This is a genomic window from Escherichia sp. R1, assembly GCF_003000935.1.
Taxonomy (GTDB): domain Bacteria; phylum Pseudomonadota; class Gammaproteobacteria; order Enterobacterales; family Enterobacteriaceae; genus Escherichia; species Escherichia coli.
On record NZ_PSRU01000008.1, the window covers coordinates 175,478 to 191,345 of the forward strand.

Sequence of the window (15,868 nt, forward strand, 5' to 3'; positions counted from 1 at the left end):
TTCTCAGGCGGCTTTTTCATCACTGCGAGTAGAGCTAAACTCGCAAAAGTGGTATAACAAATATAGTCTGCCGTATCATGCCTGGAGCGCATATGGAAATCACTGAACCACGCCGTTTGTATCAACAACTTGCCGCTGACCTGAAAGAGCGCATCGAACAGGGCGTCTATCTGGTGGGTGATAAACTGCCTGCAGAACGCTTTATTGCCGATGAAAAGAACGTCAGCCGTACGGTAGTTCGTGAAGCCATCATCATGCTGGAAGTTGAAGGCTATGTCGAAGTGCGTAAAGGTTCAGGTATTCATGTGGTTTCCAACCAGCCGCGCCATCAGCAGGCGGCTGACAATAATATGGAATTCGCCAATTACGGTCCGTTTGAGTTGCTTCAGGCTCGCCAGCTCATCGAAAGTAATATTGCCGAATTCGCGGCAACTCAGGTAACGAAACAGGACATCATGAAACTGATGGCCATTCAGGAACAGGCGCGCGGCGAACAATGCTTCCGTGATTCCGAGTGGGATTTGCAGTTCCACATTCAGGTCGCTCTGGCGACGCAGAACTCCGCCCTGGCGGCTATCGTGGAAAAAATGTGGACCCAGCGTAGTCATAACCCGTACTGGAAAAAACTGCACGAACACATTGATTCCCGTACCGTCGATAACTGGTGTGATGACCACGATCAAATCCTCAAGGCGCTGATTCGCAAAGATCCTCATGCTGCTAAGCTGGCAATGTGGCAGCATCTGGAAAACACCAAGATCATGTTATTTAACGAAACCAGCGACGACTTCGAGTTCAATGCCGACCGCTATCTATTCGCCGAAAACCCGGTGGTGCATCTCGATACAGCCACCAGCGGCAGTAAATGAAATTCCTGTCCGACAGGCGCTGCAATGCGCCTGTTTGTCTCGTCGGTAAGCGAAAAGTATAAAGTGTCAGCCTGTGTAAATCCTCTCGCCACCCTCCCCTGCATTCAGCAAAATCAGACTCCACGGACATGTAATTTTGATAACGAACAACGTTGACCTTTGTTACAATTAGATTCAATTTGAATTTATGTTTTTGAATGCTTTCTTATCTCACGATTTAACAGGGAATAGTTCAGGCTGTGTTGATGTATCAAACCCGCAGAACATACCAAAACAGCAATAACATTGCGGTAGTGCATCTTTTAAAACCAGCGTGGCGTTAACCGATTCACCAGGAATAATGAATGGAACTTTTGACCCAATTGCTGCAAGCCCTGTGGGCGCAGGATTTTGAAACCCTGGCCAATCCATCGATGATTGGCATGTTGTATTTTGTCTTGTTTGTAATTTTGTTCCTTGAAAACGGCTTGCTTCCGGCGGCCTTTTTACCGGGCGACAGTTTACTGGTATTGGTCGGCGTGTTGATTGCGAAAGGCGCGATGGGCTATCCGCAAACGATTCTGCTGCTGACCGTTGCCGCCAGCCTCGGCTGCTGGGTCAGCTATATTCAGGGGCGATGGCTGGGCAATACCCGCACCGTACAAAACTGGCTATCTCATTTACCCGCGCATTATCATCAACGCGCACACCATCTTTTTCATAAACACGGTTTATCGGCGCTGTTAATTGGTCGCTTTATTGCGTTTGTCAGAACACTGCTGCCGACGATTGCCGGGTTATCAGGGCTGAATAACGCGCGCTTTCAGTTTTTCAACTGGATGAGCGGTCTGCTGTGGGTATTGATCCTGACAACTCTGGGTTACATGCTCGGCAAAACGCCGGTATTTTTAAAGTACGAGGACCAGCTGATGTCATGCCTGATGCTGCTCCCGGTGGTGCTGCTGGTGTTTGGCCTGGCAGGTTCTCTGGTCGTGTTATGGAAAAAGAAATATGGAAATCGGGGGTAAGGGATGCAAATACCTCGCATGTCGCTTCGCCAGCTAGCCTGGTCCGGCGCTGTTTTACTTCTGGTCGGCACGCTGTTGCTGGCCTGGTCCGCGGTTCGCCAGCAAGAGTCTACGCTGGCGATTCGTGCCGTTCATCAAGGCACAACGATGCCAGACGGTTTTTCAATCTGGCATCACCTTGACGCTCATGGCATTCCTTTCAAAAGTATCACCCCCAAAAACGACACTCTGTTAATTACATTTGACTCCAGCGACCAGAGCGCCGCCGCAAAAGCGGTCCTCGACAGAACATTGCCCCATGGCTACATCATTGCGCAGCAGGACAATAACAGTCAGGCTATGCAGTGGCTGACCCGGTTACGGGATAACTCTCATCGCTTCGGATAACTTCCTGTTATCCGAAACATATCACTCACTTTGGTGATTTCACCGTAACTGTCTATGATTAATGAGGCGGTGGTTAACACTACCGCTTCGTTGTCTGGACAATCGTTCCTTTGTAATAGGTCCGAATCACAATGGAAGGTTCAAGAATGAAATACCGCATCGCTTTAGCTGTTTCTCTCTTTGCTCTTAGTGCCGGTAGTTATGCCACTACCCTGTGTCAGGAAAAGGAGCAAAATATCCTTAAGGAGATCAGCTATGCCGAAAAACACCAAAACCAGAATCGTATTGACGGTCTGAATAAAGCCCTGAGTGAAGTCCGGGCCAACTGTTCAGATAGCCAGCTGCGTGCCGATCATCAGAAGAAAATCGCAAAGCAGAAAGATGAGGTGGCGGAACGCCAGCAAGATTTAGCCGAGGCGAAGCAAAAAGGCGATGCCGATAAGATTGCCAAACGCGAACGGAAACTGGCAGAAGCGCAGGAAGAGCTGAAAAAGCTGGAAGCGCGCGACTACTAACTCACAATAGTCACTACTTACTCACCTGGAGAAAACTATGTCGAAAGAACACACTACGGAACATCTGCGTGCTGAGTTGAAATCCCTTTCCGATACGCTGGAAGAGGTGCTTAGCTCATCTGGCGAGAAGTCGAAAGAAGAGTTGAGTAAGATTCGTAGCAAAGCGGAGCAGGCACTGAAACAGAGCCGTTATCGCCTGGGTGAAACCGGTGATGCCATTGCCAAACAAACCCGTGTCGCGGCGGCGCGTGCCGATGAGTATGTGCGCGAAAATCCGTGGACGGGCGTGGGCATTGGCGCTGCAATCGGTGTAGTGCTCGGCGTTCTGCTGTCGCGTCGTTAATTATGGCGGACACTCATCACGCACAAGGGCCCGGTAAAAGCGTTCTGGGCATCGGGCAGCGAATTGTTTCTATCATGGTTGAAATGGTAGAGACACGTCTGCGGCTGGCGGTGGTGGAGCTGGAAGAGGAAAAAGCGAATCTCTTTCAACTTTTACTGATGCTGGGCCTGACGATGCTTTTCGCTGCATTTGGTCTTATGAGCCTGATGGTGCTAATTATTTGGGCGGTTGACCCGCAATATCGCCTGAATGCGATGATTGCCACCACCGTGGTGTTGCTGCTACTGGCACTGATTGGCGGTATCTGGACGCTACGTAAATCGCGTAAGTCTACGTTGCTGCGCCATACACGCCATGAGTTAGCAAACGATCGGCAGCTGCTCGAGGAGGAGTCCCGTGAGCAGTAAAGTCGAACGTGAACGACGTAAGGCGCAACTGCTTAGCCAGATCCAGCAACAACGGCTGGATCTTTCCGCCAGTCGTCGTGAATGGCTGGAGACAACAGGCGCTTACGATCGTCGCTGGAATATGCTGCTAAGTCTGCGCTCCTGGGCGCTGGTTGGCAGTAGCGTGATGGCGATCTGGACGATTCGCCATCCTAATATGCTGGTCCGCTGGGCCAGACGCGGTTTTGGCGTATGGAGCGCCTGGCGTCTGGTTAAAACGACCCTCAAGCAGCAACAGCTTCGCGGTTAACTTCCCTCTGGCCGGAGCCATTCCGGCCTTATCCCTCAAATTTTTTGAAGATTTTTGACAGTTTTCCTTGCTAACAATCATCATTCACCACGTTTATGATTCTCTCCATCGACAGCAACGACGCTAATACCGCGCCATTGCACAAAAAAACAATCAGCAGCCTGAGTGGCGCAGTGGAGAGTATGATGAAAAAATTAGAAGATGTTGGTGTACTGGTAGCGCGCATTTTAATGCCGATTCTGTTTATTACCGCTGGCTGGGGAAAAATTACTGGCTACGCGGGTACCCAACAATATATGGAAGCAATGGGCGTCCCGGGTTTTATGCTGCCGCTGGTGATTCTGCTTGAGTTTGGTGGTGGTCTGGCAATCCTGTTCGGTTTCCTGACTCGCACCACAGCCCTGTTTACTGCGGGCTTTACGCTGCTGACGGCATTTTTATTTCACAGCAACTTTGCTGAAGGCGTCAACTCGCTGATGTTCATGAAAAACCTGACAATTTCTGGCGGATTCCTGCTGCTGGCAATTACCGGTCCGGGCGCGTATAGCATCGACCGCCTGCTGAATAAAAAGTGGTAAGCACGCGCTATACTTAACGATAAAAAACGAGGAGGAAGCTCCTCGTTTTTGCTATTGGAGGAGAGAAAAATGGGTCAACTGATTGACGGCGTCTGGCATGACACCTGGTACGATACCAAATCTACCGGCGGTAAATTTCAACGTTCAGCTTCCGCATTTCGTAACTGGCTCACTGCCGATGGCGCTCCTGGCCCCACTGGCACAGGCGGTTTTATCGCAGAGAAAGATCGTTATCATCTCTATGTTTCACTCGCCTGCCCGTGGGCGCACCGCACACTGATCATGCGCAAACTCAAAGGACTGGAACCGTTTATTTCCGTTTCCGTAGTGAACCCGCTGATGCTGGAAAACGGTTGGACCTTTGATGACAGTTTTCCGGGAGCAACCGGAGACACGCTCTATCAAAATGAATTTCTGTATCAGCTTTATCTCCACGCCGATCCACACTACAGCGGACGAGTTACTGTTCCCGTGCTGTGGGACAAAAAGAACCACACCATCGTCAGCAACGAATCAGCAGAAATCATCCGCATGTTCAATACCGCGTTTGATGCGCTGGGCGCGAAAGCGGGTGATTACTACCCTCCAGCCCTGCAAACAAAAATTGACGAACTTAACGGCTGGATTTATGACACCGTTAACAACGGCGTGTATAAAGCTGGTTTTGCCACCAGCCAGGAAGCTTACGACGAGGCGGTGGCGAAAGTGTTTGAATCGCTGGCACGACTGGAGCAGATTTTAGGCCAGCATCGTTACCTGACCGGCAACCAGCTAACCGAAGCCGATATTCGCCTGTGGACTACGCTGGTGCGTTTTGATCCGGTGTATGTGACCCACTTCAAGTGTGATAAGCACCGCATCAGCGATTACCTGAATCTGTACGGTTTTCTGCGCGATATCTACCAGATGCCGGGGATCGCCGAAACAGTCAATTTCGATCATATCCGTAATCATTACTTCCGCAGCCATAAGACCATCAACCCTACGGGGATTATTTCAATTGGTCCGTGGCAGGATCTCGATGAACCGCATGGACGAGATGTTCGCTTCGGTTAAAAAAAGGCACCTTACGAGGTGCCTCTGATAATTAGCTAAGTGCATGTTGTTCATGTCGGATGTGGCATGAACGCCTTATCTGACATACAAAACATTGTACATTCAATAGATTGCATAACCCGCGCAGACCAGATAAGCGTAGCGCATCTGGCGATTTTGCGCTTGTCATCAGTCTTAGCGCGCCTTCACGGCACTTTATTAATTCCTTGAACGAATATTTACTGCCATTTCATTCACGTCTATTCTTAATTTGCTGCTTTAAAAACAAGTGATTGAGCAAAATTGAGGCAAAAATGGACTGGTATCTGAAAGTACTAAAAAATTATGTCGGTTTCCGGGGTCGTGCGCGGCGCAAAGAGTACTGGATGTTTATTCTGGTCAACATCATCTTTACGTTCGTGCTGGGGCTGCTGGATAAAATGTTAGGCTGGCAACGCGCTGGTGGCGAAGGCATCCTGACGACAATCTACGGTATTCTGGTGTTTTTACCGTGGTGGGCGGTTCAGTTCCGCCGCCTGCACGACACCGACCGCTCGGCGTGGTGGGCACTGCTATTCTTAATCCCGTTTATCGGCTGGCTTATTATCATCGTCTTTAACTGCCAGGCGGGTACGCCAGGCGAAAACCGCTTTGGACCAGATCCAAAACTGGAACCTTAAAACAAATCTGCTCGCCGGATGTCTGACTCATCCGGCTTTTATCATTATGTTGATGAATGAATAATTTACTAATGTTTATTTAAAATATTTCAATGTCGTTATATAAATTACCTATAAAAAATAACCATGTATTTATCTTAAATATCAAAACCTTTATAACATCCGAAAAAGAAAGATACGAATAGCATTTACACAATACCCGGAATAGACTTTCGTCACTTTTAATTAAAGGGATGTTTTTATGCAGTGGTATTTGTCCGTATTAAAAAATTATGTTGGTTTCTCTGGTCGCGCACGTCGTAAAGAGTACTGGATGTTTACTCTGATTAACGCCATCGTCGGCGCTATTATCAATGTCATTCAATTGATTTTAGGTCTGGAGCTTCCATATCTGTCTATGCTTTATTTGCTGGCAACCTTCCTTCCCGTCCTTGCGCTTGCTATCCGTCGCTTACACGATACCGACCGTTCAGGTGCCTGGGCCTTGCTCTTTTTTGTTCCGTTTATTGGCTGGCTCGTGCTTCTGGTTTTTTTCTGCACAGAAGGTACTTCTGGCAGCAATCGTTACGGAAACGATCCGAAGTTTGGTTCAAATTAATCTTAGAATTGGGGCGATATTTCGCCCCTTTTTATTAACAATAATAAATATTATTTTCCGTTAAAAAGTTTGGGAATTTCCCGCAGACACCAGGATTTCGCTTCCCCCATACTGTCACGACGCCAGGCCATAATAATATCGATCTCGCTGGTCGATTCCGGGCTGACGACACGCAACCGCCCTTCCGCAATATCTTTTTCGACCATAGGATACGGCATCGTCGCCACGCCAAGCCCCGCCAGTAATGCCTGACGTTTATCTTCAATCGTGCTCACCGTTAAGCGCGGCTGTTTGTCCAGCAGCTGTACGGTCAACACCGGGCGCTCACGAGCGGTATCCGCCACCGCAATTCCACGATATTTCACACGCGTCACTTCAGATAACGGTTCCGGCTCCTGATGAATCGGGTGATCAGGCGCGGCAACGTAGACGTTCATTAACGTATAGAGCTTGCGCGAGTTGATCTCCGACGAGGAACGAAAATGCATATCCGGCGCGATAACAATATCCGCCCGCCCCTGCTCCAGCCGTTCCCACGCCCCCGCCAGCACTTCTGTGATGATTGCCAGTTGGGTATTGGCTTTTGCCGCCAGTTTGTCGATTAACGGGAAAAAGGCAGGTGTCGGTACCAGCGCTTCGGTCACAATGGTGAGATGCGTTTCCCAACCGCGCGCGAGAGCTTCCGCATCAGTAGTCAGTTTATCTGCGGCTTCCAGCAAAACGCGCCCTCGCTCCAACAACATCCTCCCGACATTGGTGAATTTGGTACGATGGCCCGAGCGGTCAAACAGCACCACATCCAGCTCTTCTTCCAGTTTTTGCATGGTGTAGCTAAGTGCGGAAGGCACGCGTCCCAGCTCATCCGCCGCCGCCGCAAAACTGCCCCGGCGATCGATCGCATCCATAACCCGTAGTGCTTCCAGCGTTAATGCCCTTTCTTTGGCCATTTCGTTCTCATTCAGGAAATTTGAACATACCGGGCAGAATATCTGGCTAACAATGTAGCGTCCAGCCCCTTACCATAAAAGGAAGTAAAGAGAGGTCAAGAATTATGATTACTACCCGAACTGCCAGGCAGTGTGGACAAGCAGACTACGGATGGTTGCAGGCCCGGTATACTTTTTCCTTTGGACACTACTTCGACCCGAAATTGTTAGGCTATGCCTCCCTGCGTGTGCTTAACCAGGAAGTGCTGGCCCCAGGTGCCGCCTTTCAGCCGCGAACCTATCCCAAAGTCGATATTTTAAATGTGATTCTGGATGGAGAAGCAGAGTATCGCGATAGCGAAGGCAATCATGTTCAGGCCAGCGCCGGAGAGGCGTTGCTGCTCTCTACCCAGCCGGGTGTCAGCTATAGCGAACACAATCTCAGCAAAGACAAACCGTTAACGCGAATGCAGCTTTGGCTGGACGCCTGCCCGCAGCGAGAGAATCCGCTGATTCAAAAGCTGGCGCTTAATATGGGCAAGCAGCAATTAATCGCCTCGCCAGAGGGTGCGATGGGAAGCCTGCAATTACGCCAGCAAGTGTGGCTGCACCATATCGTGCTCGACAAAGGCGAAAGTGCGAATTTCCAGTTGCATGGGCCACGCGCGTATTTGCAATCGATTCACGGGAAATTTCATGCGCTTACGCATCATGAAGAGAAAGCGGCGCTGACCTGCGGTGATGGGGCGTTTATTCGTGACGAGGCTAACATTACGCTGGTTGCCGATTCCCCACTGCGCGCTTTGCTGATAGATTTGCCTGTCTAGTTGTTTTTACAGGGAGATGATGATGAGTAAAAAATTGGCCAAAAAGCGCCAGCCGGTGAAGCCCGTGGTGGCGAAAGAACCTGCTCGCACCGCCAAAAATTTTGGCTATGAAGAGATGTTGAGCGAGCTGGAAGCTATCGTCGCGGATGCTGAAACGCGTTTAGCCGAGGATGAAGCTACCGCGTAAAGACAGGTTGCCGGATGCGGCGAAAACGCCTTATCCGGCCTACAAAATCCAACAACATTAACGAATTAAACAACCCGTAGGCCGGACAAGATGCGCCAGCATCGCATCCGGCACGATCCCCAAAACCTGGCGTTTATCTGGCCTTGCTCGCCATAATCTCGATAATCTGCCGATCCGTTTGCTGCATCGAATGGCTTGCTAACGCACACAGGTTGGCAATCGACTGCTCAACATCATGCGCCACAATCCCTTCATTGCCGGTCACGGCGGTATCATCCAGCGCCATTAACACCGCTTTCCACGCAGCCGAAGCACTGGTCGAAACCTTCATCGCGCAGCTGTTCGACGCACCATCGCAAATCATGCCGCTGACATCGCCGATCATACTGCTGATCGCCATCGAGATGGTTTCATAACGCCCATCCACCAGCCATGCCATCCCGGCGGCGGCCCCCATTGCTGCGGTCGTTGCGGCACACAGCGCAGACAAACGCGGTAACTGGTTATGGATGTAAATTGCGCTCAAATGCGAAAGCATCAGCGCACGCGCCAGCCGTTCATCATCCGCTCCGAAGTGTTCTGCTACCACCACCACAGGCATTGTTGCGGTAATCCCCTGGTTACCCGAGCCGGAGTTACTCATAGCCGGAAGCGTAGCGCCGCCCATACGCGCATCGGATGCCGCGCTGGTACGAATCACAATGGATGAAGAGAGATCTTTCGCCAGCAAACCGCGCTCGCACTGTTTTTCCAGCGTCGCGCCAATATGCAGCCCCCACTTACCGCTCAAACCTTCCTGCGATAACGCACAATTTAGCTTCGCGGAATCGAGAATAAAGCGGATCGCCGCAAACGGGACTTCATTGACGAACTTCAGGATCTCAGCCAGCGTCGTTCTGGAAAGCACCGTCAGCGGAGACTCTTGCTCGCCCTCTGCCACACACGCCTGCTGGGTAAACACCACACCATCGTGCGTCTCGATATGCACAATGTTGGTATGCCCGCCGACGATGGTGACACACGCCCACTTCTCACCGTTCCAGACTTTGGCGCGTGAGAAGAGGATTTCATCGCAAGGTTCCTGGATCTTAACGGAGACTTTCCCCGCCGCCAGCAGTGCTTTGGCATCGGCAATTGCCTGCGCTGTTGCGTCTTTCAGCACTTCCAGCCCGGCGTTGGCATTTCCACCTAACGCCCCCAGCGCCGCCGCAATCGGCAGCCCCACCATTCCCGTGCCGGGAACGGTGACGCCCAGACCGTTCTTCATCAGATTTGGCGAAACCCAGGCTTCTACACGTTCAACCGGACCTTCCAGTTCTGCCGCAGCAACCGCCGCCGCCAGCGCCAGTGAAATCGGTTCAGTACATCCCAGCGCCGGTTTTACTTCCTCCTGAACGGCGAGGATGTAACGCTGCCATAACGGATTTAAAGTCGAATCAAACATATTAAAAACCTTAAAATTTCAGGTAAATCAAGAAAATGCCAGGAACGGAGAAACACACAGCAACAAACCAGTGACGATAATCAGGTACAGAGACATCCCTTTGTATTTGTGCAATGCTGGTACTTTGTAAACCAGCCACGCCGGGATCAGGCACCCTACCATGCCGAAAATCGGGCTACAGATAGAGGTGAAGCTCAACACCGGTGCGTTCAGTACGATGGCGCTCCAGGCCAGCAAAATGGCGAAAATCATGATGCCGCGCTGAACGAGATTTTCGTTAATCTTCTCGGCAGGCATCTTGCGACGCAGGATGTTCATTACGATCCCTTGCGTTGCTTCGCGAAAGCCTAAATAGACGCCAAAGAATGCAGTCATGACAGCAAAGATATTGAGAATGACGCTGACCACTTTCACCCACGCTGCGCCGTCACCGCTAATAAACTGTGCGGCAATCGCCAGCGCGGAAATATTCTGCTCATAGGCTTTTACCGCTTCGTCATGTCCCATCGCCAGCGTGAACGACACGGCGTAGAAAAAGACGGTGACAAACAAAATGCCAAACGCGATATTCATTGCCCGCAATGCTTTATGCCGCGCCACTTCAATTGATTTTTCCCGCGAGCGATAAGAGATCACCATCGGACTTAACGTCTGGATAAACAGAATCGACGTCAGGGTAAACGGCAGCGTAATAATGGCGTTTTTCACCAGCAGCCCCAGCGGCGGTAGCGAACCGACGTTATACAGATGCCACATTCCCACCATCGACACGCCCAGCGCCGCGACCACCAGCAGCTTGGTCAGCACCATGCCGGTCGAAATTTTGAATAACAATTTCTCGCCGCGTGAGGAGATCGCCACCAGAATGCAAATCAGTACCAGACCATAAAAGGGACTGTCTGACAGCAACCCTTCCGTCACGCCGAAGGTATGCAGGTAGGAAGCACTATCGTTGGTGATGGCGGTGGAATAGACGAACATCCAAATCACCAGCATTACGAAATAGAGCGCACCTAACAGGATGCCCCAGTTTTTACCTAAATAACCGCTAATGACGCTCGGGTAATCTTTACATTCTGGTGATTCTGCCAGCGTATTAATAAACAATCGCTGAAACAGATACATTGCCGGGTAACCAATCACCGATGAGAGCAAAAATACCCACAATCCCATCAAACCGACCTGCACCGGGAGAAAAACAATCCCCGCGCCAATCGCCATCCCGATACTCATAATCACCCAGCCGGTGTCAGTACTGTCGAATTTGATCGCTTCTCGCCACTCGCTCTCACTCATTCCAGCACGACCCGCCGGGGTCGAAGCGTCTGCAATGACGCCTTTATTCGATGCAATTTCCATAATTTCTCGCTCAATATTTTGTAGGGCTTATTATTTTTTTCCGAGCCGCATCAAGGCGATATGCGGTCTACGTTTTTGCAGGCGAGTTATTAGAATAAAGAAATGATACGCGCGAGGTCAGAGAAAATCTTCACAATCAAGACTTTGAAATAACGGAGATGGATAAGAATTTTCTACTAAATTAATCGCAGGAGAATATTCATTCTCTATTTGCGGCAGATCACAAAAAAAAGGTGCACATTTGTGCACCCAAGGATGAAAGCTGACAGCAATGTCAGCCGCAGACCACTTTAATGGCCAGTCCTCCGCGTGATGTTTCGCGGTATTTATCGTTCATATCTTTGCCGGTTTCATACATCGTCTCGATCACTTTATCGAGTGAAACACGCGGTGCCGAGGTGCGGCGCATCGCCATCCGCGCGGCGTTTACTGCTTTCACGGCATTAATGGCATTACGTTCAATGCACGGGATTTGTACCTGTCCGGCAACCGGATCGCAGGTCAGCCCAAGGTTATGCTCCATCGCGATTTCCGCCGCATTGCATACCTGCGCCGGACTGCCGCCCAGTAGTTCAGTTAACCCTGCCGCCGCCATTGAACAGGCCACGCCAATCTCCCCCTGACAGCCGACTTCCGCGCCAGAGATGGAGGCGTTCATTTTATACAGCGCGCCAATAGCCCCCGCGGCCAGAAAATAGCGGGCAATTGACCGCTCGTTTACCGGACGACGGAACTTATCGTAATAAGCCAGTACTGCCGGAATAATGCCGCACGCACCGTTAGTCGGTGCCGTTACCACGCGCCCGCCAGCTGCGTTTTCTTCACTAACCGCCAGCGCGTACATGTTGATCCAGTCGATGACATTCATCGGATCGTTAGAGATGTTATCGCTGGAAACCAGCTGACGACGCAGCGCTACGGCACGGCGCGGCACATTGAGCGGACCAGGCAGCACGCCTTCAGTGTTCATCCCACGTTCAATACCGTCATGCATCACTTGCCAGATACGGGCAAAACCGGCGTCAATTTCCGCTTTGCTGCGCAGCGCTAGCTCGTTGTGCATCATCAGACCAGATATAGACAGGCCGTTGTAATCACACATTTTCAGCAGTTCACCTGCTGAGTGGAAATCGTAAGGTACGGACGTTTCGACATCGTGCGACAGGCCGAAGTGTTCTTCTTCGACAATAAACCCGCCGCCGACAGAGTAATAGGTTTTACTTAATAGCTCTTCCTGTCCCTTCCAGGCAGTGATCCGCATTCCGTTCTCATGGCGAGGCAACATTTCGGGATGGAAGATAATGTTCTTTGCTACAGGAAAATCAACAATATGCGCACCAGATGCCACTGGCAGCCGCCCGCTGCGCGTTACTAACTCTATAAATGCAGGGATCTCATCAATGACAACATCCTGCGGACTGTTTCCTGCCAGTCCCATGATGATGGCGACATCCGTGGCATGGCCTTTGCCCGTCAGTGACAACGACCCGTACAGATCGACCACAATATGGCTCGTCGCGGTTAATAAGCCGCTACTTTCCAGCCGATCAATAAAACTTTTTCCGGCATTCATTGGCCCCACGGTATGCGAACTGGAGGGACCAATCCCAATTTTGAAAATATCGAATGCACTAATCATATCCACACCCTCGGATTGCCGTTCAGTGAAGTGGAGCGGAACGACCTTACGACCGTCCCGCTCACGAGGCTTTACGCACTACGTACTGCGATGGCTTCAATTTCCAGCTTCACATCTTTCGGCAAACGCGCGACCTGCACACAGCTCCGGGTCGGATAGGTCGCCTGATGCTCATCGAAGAACTGCTTATAGACTTCGTTGATGGTGGCAAAATCATTCAGATCGGTGATAAACACGGTCATCTTGATGATATCGCCCACGCTCAGCCCGGCAGCAACCACGATCGCTTTGACGTTTTCGAGGCTTAAACGCGCCTGATCTTGCACATCAGCCGGGATCTCACCGGTCTGTGGGCAAACCGGTATTTGCCCGGAGGTGAAGACCATGCTGCCTAAATCAACGCCCTGAACATAAGGGCCGATTGCGCCTGGGGCACGTTGCGTTTCGATAATCTTTTTCATACATCCTCCGGCGTCAGAGCGCCTGGGTAAAGGTACGTGAAATAACATCCTGTTGCTGTTCACGGGTCAGTGCGTTGAAGCGCACGGCGTAGCCAGAGACACGGATTGTCAGGTTAGGATATTTTTCCGGGTGCTCGATGGCATCCAGCAGCATTTCCCGATTCATTACGTTGACGTTGAGGTGTTGACCGCCTTCGACATCCGCTTCGTGGTGGAAATACCCATCCAGCAGGCCGACAAGGTTGGTTTTACGTACTGGATCTTCTTTGCCCAGCGCCGCAGGAACGATTGAGAAGGTGTACGAGATCCCATCTTTGGCGTAGGTGAACGGCAGTTTCGCCACCGACGTCAATGAGGCCACGGCACCTTTGCGGTCACGACCATGCATCGGGTTAGCGCCCGGCGCGAACGGTGTTCCGGCGCGACGACCGTCCGGCGTATTACCGGTTTTCTGGCCGTACACCACGTTAGAAGTGATAGTCAGAATCGACTGGGTAGGGACGGCGTTGCGATAGGTTGGCAGCGCTTTAATTTTCTTCATAAAGCGTTCAACCAGGTCGCAGGCAATGCTGTCTACGCGCTCGTCGTTGTTGCCGTACTGCGGATATTCACCGTCGATTTCAAAGTCCACCGCCAGGCCGTTTTCGTCACGGATTGGTTTCACGCGGGCATATTTGATGGCAGACAGGGAGTCCGTCGCCACCGACAGGCCCGCGATGCCGCATGCCATAGTGCGATAGACATCACGATCGTGCAGCGCCATCAGCGAAGCTTCGTAGCTGTACTTGTCGTGCATGTAGTGAATGATATTCAGCGCGCTGATGTACTGCACCGCCAGCCAGTCCATGAAGTGATCGAGGCTGTCCATCACTTTGTCGTAATCCAGCACGTCGTCCATCAGCGGTGCTGTTTTCGGCCCGACCTGAATCTTCAGCTTCTCGTCCACCCCGCCGTTAATTGCGTAGAGCAGCGTTTTCGCCAGGTTAGCGCGTGCACCAAAGAACTGCATTTGCTTACCAATCACCATTGGGCTGACGCAGCAGGCAATCGCGTAATCGTCGCTGTTGAAGTCAGTACGCATCAGATCGTCATTTTCATACTGCAAGGAAGAGGTGACGATCGACACCTGCGCGGCATATTTTTTGAAGGCAATCGGTAATTCTTCCGACCAAAGAATGGTCAGGTTAGGTTCCGGTGCCGGCCCCATAGTGTGCAGGGTGTGCAAATAGCGGAAGGAGTTTTTGGTCACCAGCGTACGACCGTCCAGCCCCATCCCGCCGATCACTTCCGTCGCCCAGATTGGGTCGCCGGAGAACAGCGAATCAAATTCCGGTGTACGCAGGAAGCGTACCATACGGATCTTCATGATGAAGTGATCGATCAGTTCCTGTGCCTGCTGCTCATTGAGTACGCCAGCTTTAAAGTCGCGCTCAATGTAGATATCGAGGAACGATGCCGTGCGGCCCAGCGACATCGCGCCGCCATTTTGCGATTTCACTGCCGCCAGATAAGCGAAGTAGAGCCACTGCACCGCTTCCTGCGCATTCTGCGCCGGGCGAGAGATATCAAAGCCATATTTCGCCGCCATTTCCTGAATCTGCAACAGCGCATGACGATGCTCTGCCAGCTCCTCACGCAGACGGATGGTGGCTTCCAGATCCTCGCCTTTTTCCAGACGAGACTGGAGATCGGCAAATTGCAGTTCGCGTTCACGTACCAGATAACTGATGCCATACAGCGCTACGCGGCGATAGTCACCGATAATGCGCCCACGGCCATAGCCATCTGGTAAACCGGTCAGCACGCCAGATTTACGGCAGCGCAGCATATCCGGTGAGTAAACATCAAATACGCCCTGGTTATGGGTTTTACGCAGATCGGTAAACAGATATTCAAATTCACTGTCCATTTCTCGGCCATAGGCGTGGAATGAACTTTTAATCATATTAATGCCACCGAACGGGTGTAGCGCACGTTTCAACGGCGCATCCGTTTGCAGGCCAACAATTTTTTCCAGCGGCTGGTTAATATATCCCGCATCATGAGCGGTAATTGTGGTGGCAATATTGGTATCGAAATCAACCGGCGCGTGGGTTGCATTTTCGATACGGATGCCTTCCATTACTTTTTCCCACAATTCCGTGGTGGCAGGCGTCGCTTCGGCGAGGAAAGATTCATCGCCTTCATACGGTGTATAGTTATGTTGAATAAAATCGCGGACATTAATTTCGTTTTTCCAGTCCGTACCTTTAAAGCCAAGCCATGCGTCGGCGTACAGCTTATCGCTGGTATCAATATCTACCTTCATGAAAAATAA

At 51.1% G+C, this 15,868-nt stretch carries 20 protein-coding genes; 14 read left to right on the top strand and 6 right to left on the bottom strand.

The window, feature by feature from the left end; translation table 11 throughout:
* Positions 1 to 92 precede the first annotated feature (92 nt).
* From exuR to C4F37_RS12175, 12 genes are all read left to right on the top strand, one after another.
* Positions 93 to 869 (top strand): transcriptional regulator ExuR, encoded by a 777-nt coding sequence (gene exuR / locus C4F37_RS12125; RefSeq protein WP_000406488.1) that lies wholly within the window; start codon positions 93 to 95, stop codon positions 867 to 869.
* 239 nt (positions 870 to 1,108) lie between these two features.
* Positions 1,109 to 1,192 (top strand): protein YqiM, encoded by an 84-nt coding sequence (gene yqiM / locus C4F37_RS27810; protein ID WP_211180508.1) that lies wholly within the window; start codon positions 1,109 to 1,111, stop codon positions 1,190 to 1,192.
* Between the two features lie 21 nt (positions 1,193 to 1,213).
* Entirely contained in the window at positions 1,214 to 1,876 is a 663-nt protein-coding gene (gene yqjA, locus C4F37_RS12130; protein WP_000422149.1) for a DedA family general envelope maintenance protein YqjA, read from the top strand.
* 3 nt (positions 1,877 to 1,879) lie between these two features.
* Positions 1,880 to 2,263, top strand: coding sequence for an EnvZ/OmpR regulon moderator MzrA (gene mzrA / locus C4F37_RS12135; RefSeq protein WP_001166760.1), 384 nt, complete (start codon positions 1,880 to 1,882; stop codon positions 2,261 to 2,263).
* A gap of 146 nt (positions 2,264 to 2,409) precedes the next feature.
* Positions 2,410 to 2,778, top strand: coding sequence for a DUF1090 family protein YqjC (yqjC, locus tag C4F37_RS12140; protein WP_001295543.1), 369 nt, complete (start codon positions 2,410 to 2,412; stop codon positions 2,776 to 2,778).
* Positions 2,779 to 2,815: 37 nt separating this feature from the next.
* Positions 2,816 to 3,121: a DUF883 family protein gene (locus C4F37_RS12145; RefSeq protein WP_000031415.1), complete on the top strand. Its 306-nt coding sequence runs from the start codon at positions 2,816 to 2,818 to the stop codon at positions 3,119 to 3,121.
* 2 nt (positions 3,122 to 3,123) lie between these two features.
* Positions 3,124 to 3,528: a phage holin family protein gene (locus C4F37_RS12150; RefSeq protein WP_000785722.1), complete on the top strand. Its 405-nt coding sequence runs from the start codon at positions 3,124 to 3,126 to the stop codon at positions 3,526 to 3,528.
* Positions 3,518 to 3,817, top strand: coding sequence for a YqjK-like family protein (locus C4F37_RS12155; RefSeq protein WP_000096091.1), 300 nt, complete (start codon positions 3,518 to 3,520; stop codon positions 3,815 to 3,817). Before C4F37_RS12150 ends, C4F37_RS12155 begins: the two co-directional genes overlap by 11 nt.
* 185 nt (positions 3,818 to 4,002) lie before the next feature.
* Positions 4,003 to 4,395: a DoxX family protein gene (locus C4F37_RS12160; RefSeq protein WP_000732240.1), complete on the top strand. Its 393-nt coding sequence runs from the start codon at positions 4,003 to 4,005 to the stop codon at positions 4,393 to 4,395.
* A 69-nt stretch (positions 4,396 to 4,464) separates the two neighbouring features.
* Positions 4,465 to 5,451, top strand: coding sequence for a glutathionyl-hydroquinone reductase YqjG (yqjG, locus tag C4F37_RS12165; protein ID WP_000531213.1), 987 nt, complete (start codon positions 4,465 to 4,467; stop codon positions 5,449 to 5,451).
* A 293-nt stretch (positions 5,452 to 5,744) separates the two neighbouring features.
* Positions 5,745 to 6,110 carry a DUF805 domain-containing protein gene (locus C4F37_RS12170; protein ID WP_000384145.1) on the top strand — a complete coding sequence of 122 codons (366 nt, stop codon included), beginning with the start codon at positions 5,745 to 5,747 and terminating at the stop codon, positions 6,108 to 6,110.
* Between the two features lie 241 nt (positions 6,111 to 6,351).
* Entirely contained in the window at positions 6,352 to 6,708 is a 357-nt protein-coding gene (locus C4F37_RS12175) for a DUF805 domain-containing protein (RefSeq protein ID WP_001198807.1), read from the top strand.
* A gap of 50 nt (positions 6,709 to 6,758) precedes the next feature.
* Here the strand turns inward: C4F37_RS12175 and yhaJ are convergent, their stop codons facing one another.
* The gene (yhaJ, locus tag C4F37_RS12185; RefSeq protein ID WP_001041009.1) at positions 6,759 to 7,655 is read right to left on the bottom strand and encodes a DNA-binding transcriptional regulator YhaJ; all 897 of its coding nucleotides are present in this window, start codon (positions 7,653 to 7,655) and stop codon (positions 6,759 to 6,761) included.
* A 104-nt stretch (positions 7,656 to 7,759) separates the two neighbouring features.
* On the opposite strand from yhaJ, the gene C4F37_RS12190 reads away from it, so the two are divergent.
* Together C4F37_RS12190 and yhaL are read left to right on the top strand one after the other, a co-directional pair.
* A complete protein-coding gene (locus C4F37_RS12190) occupies positions 7,760 to 8,461 on the top strand; it encodes a pirin family protein (RefSeq protein WP_000633576.1) in 702 nt (233 codons plus the stop codon).
* Positions 8,462 to 8,483: 22 nt separating this feature from the next.
* Positions 8,484 to 8,648 (top strand): protein YhaL, encoded by a 165-nt coding sequence (gene yhaL / locus C4F37_RS12195; RefSeq protein WP_001345966.1) that lies wholly within the window; start codon positions 8,484 to 8,486, stop codon positions 8,646 to 8,648.
* A 133-nt stretch (positions 8,649 to 8,781) separates the two neighbouring features.
* Here the strand turns inward: yhaL and cyuA are convergent, their stop codons facing one another.
* From cyuA to tdcE, 5 genes are all read right to left on the bottom strand, one after another.
* Complete coding sequence (cyuA, locus tag C4F37_RS12200; RefSeq protein ID WP_000460499.1) at positions 8,782 to 10,092, bottom strand: cysteine desulfidase; 1,311 nt, start codon at positions 10,090 to 10,092, stop codon at positions 8,782 to 8,784.
* A 27-nt stretch (positions 10,093 to 10,119) separates the two neighbouring features.
* A complete protein-coding gene (locus C4F37_RS12205) occupies positions 10,120 to 11,451 on the bottom strand; it encodes an amino acid permease (protein ID WP_000401598.1) in 1,332 nt (443 codons plus the stop codon).
* A gap of 274 nt (positions 11,452 to 11,725) precedes the next feature.
* Positions 11,726 to 13,090 (bottom strand): L-serine ammonia-lyase, encoded by a 1,365-nt coding sequence (tdcG, locus tag C4F37_RS12215; RefSeq protein WP_000622126.1) that lies wholly within the window; start codon positions 13,088 to 13,090, stop codon positions 11,726 to 11,728.
* A 71-nt stretch (positions 13,091 to 13,161) separates the two neighbouring features.
* The gene (locus tag C4F37_RS12220; RefSeq protein WP_000719990.1) at positions 13,162 to 13,551 is read right to left on the bottom strand and encodes an enamine/imine deaminase; all 390 of its coding nucleotides are present in this window, start codon (positions 13,549 to 13,551) and stop codon (positions 13,162 to 13,164) included.
* A gap of 13 nt (positions 13,552 to 13,564) precedes the next feature.
* Positions 13,565 to 15,859: a 2-ketobutyrate formate-lyase/pyruvate formate-lyase gene (tdcE, locus tag C4F37_RS12225; protein ID WP_000861734.1), complete on the bottom strand. Its 2,295-nt coding sequence runs from the start codon at positions 15,857 to 15,859 to the stop codon at positions 13,565 to 13,567.
* Positions 15,860 to 15,868: the final 9 nt, after the last annotated feature.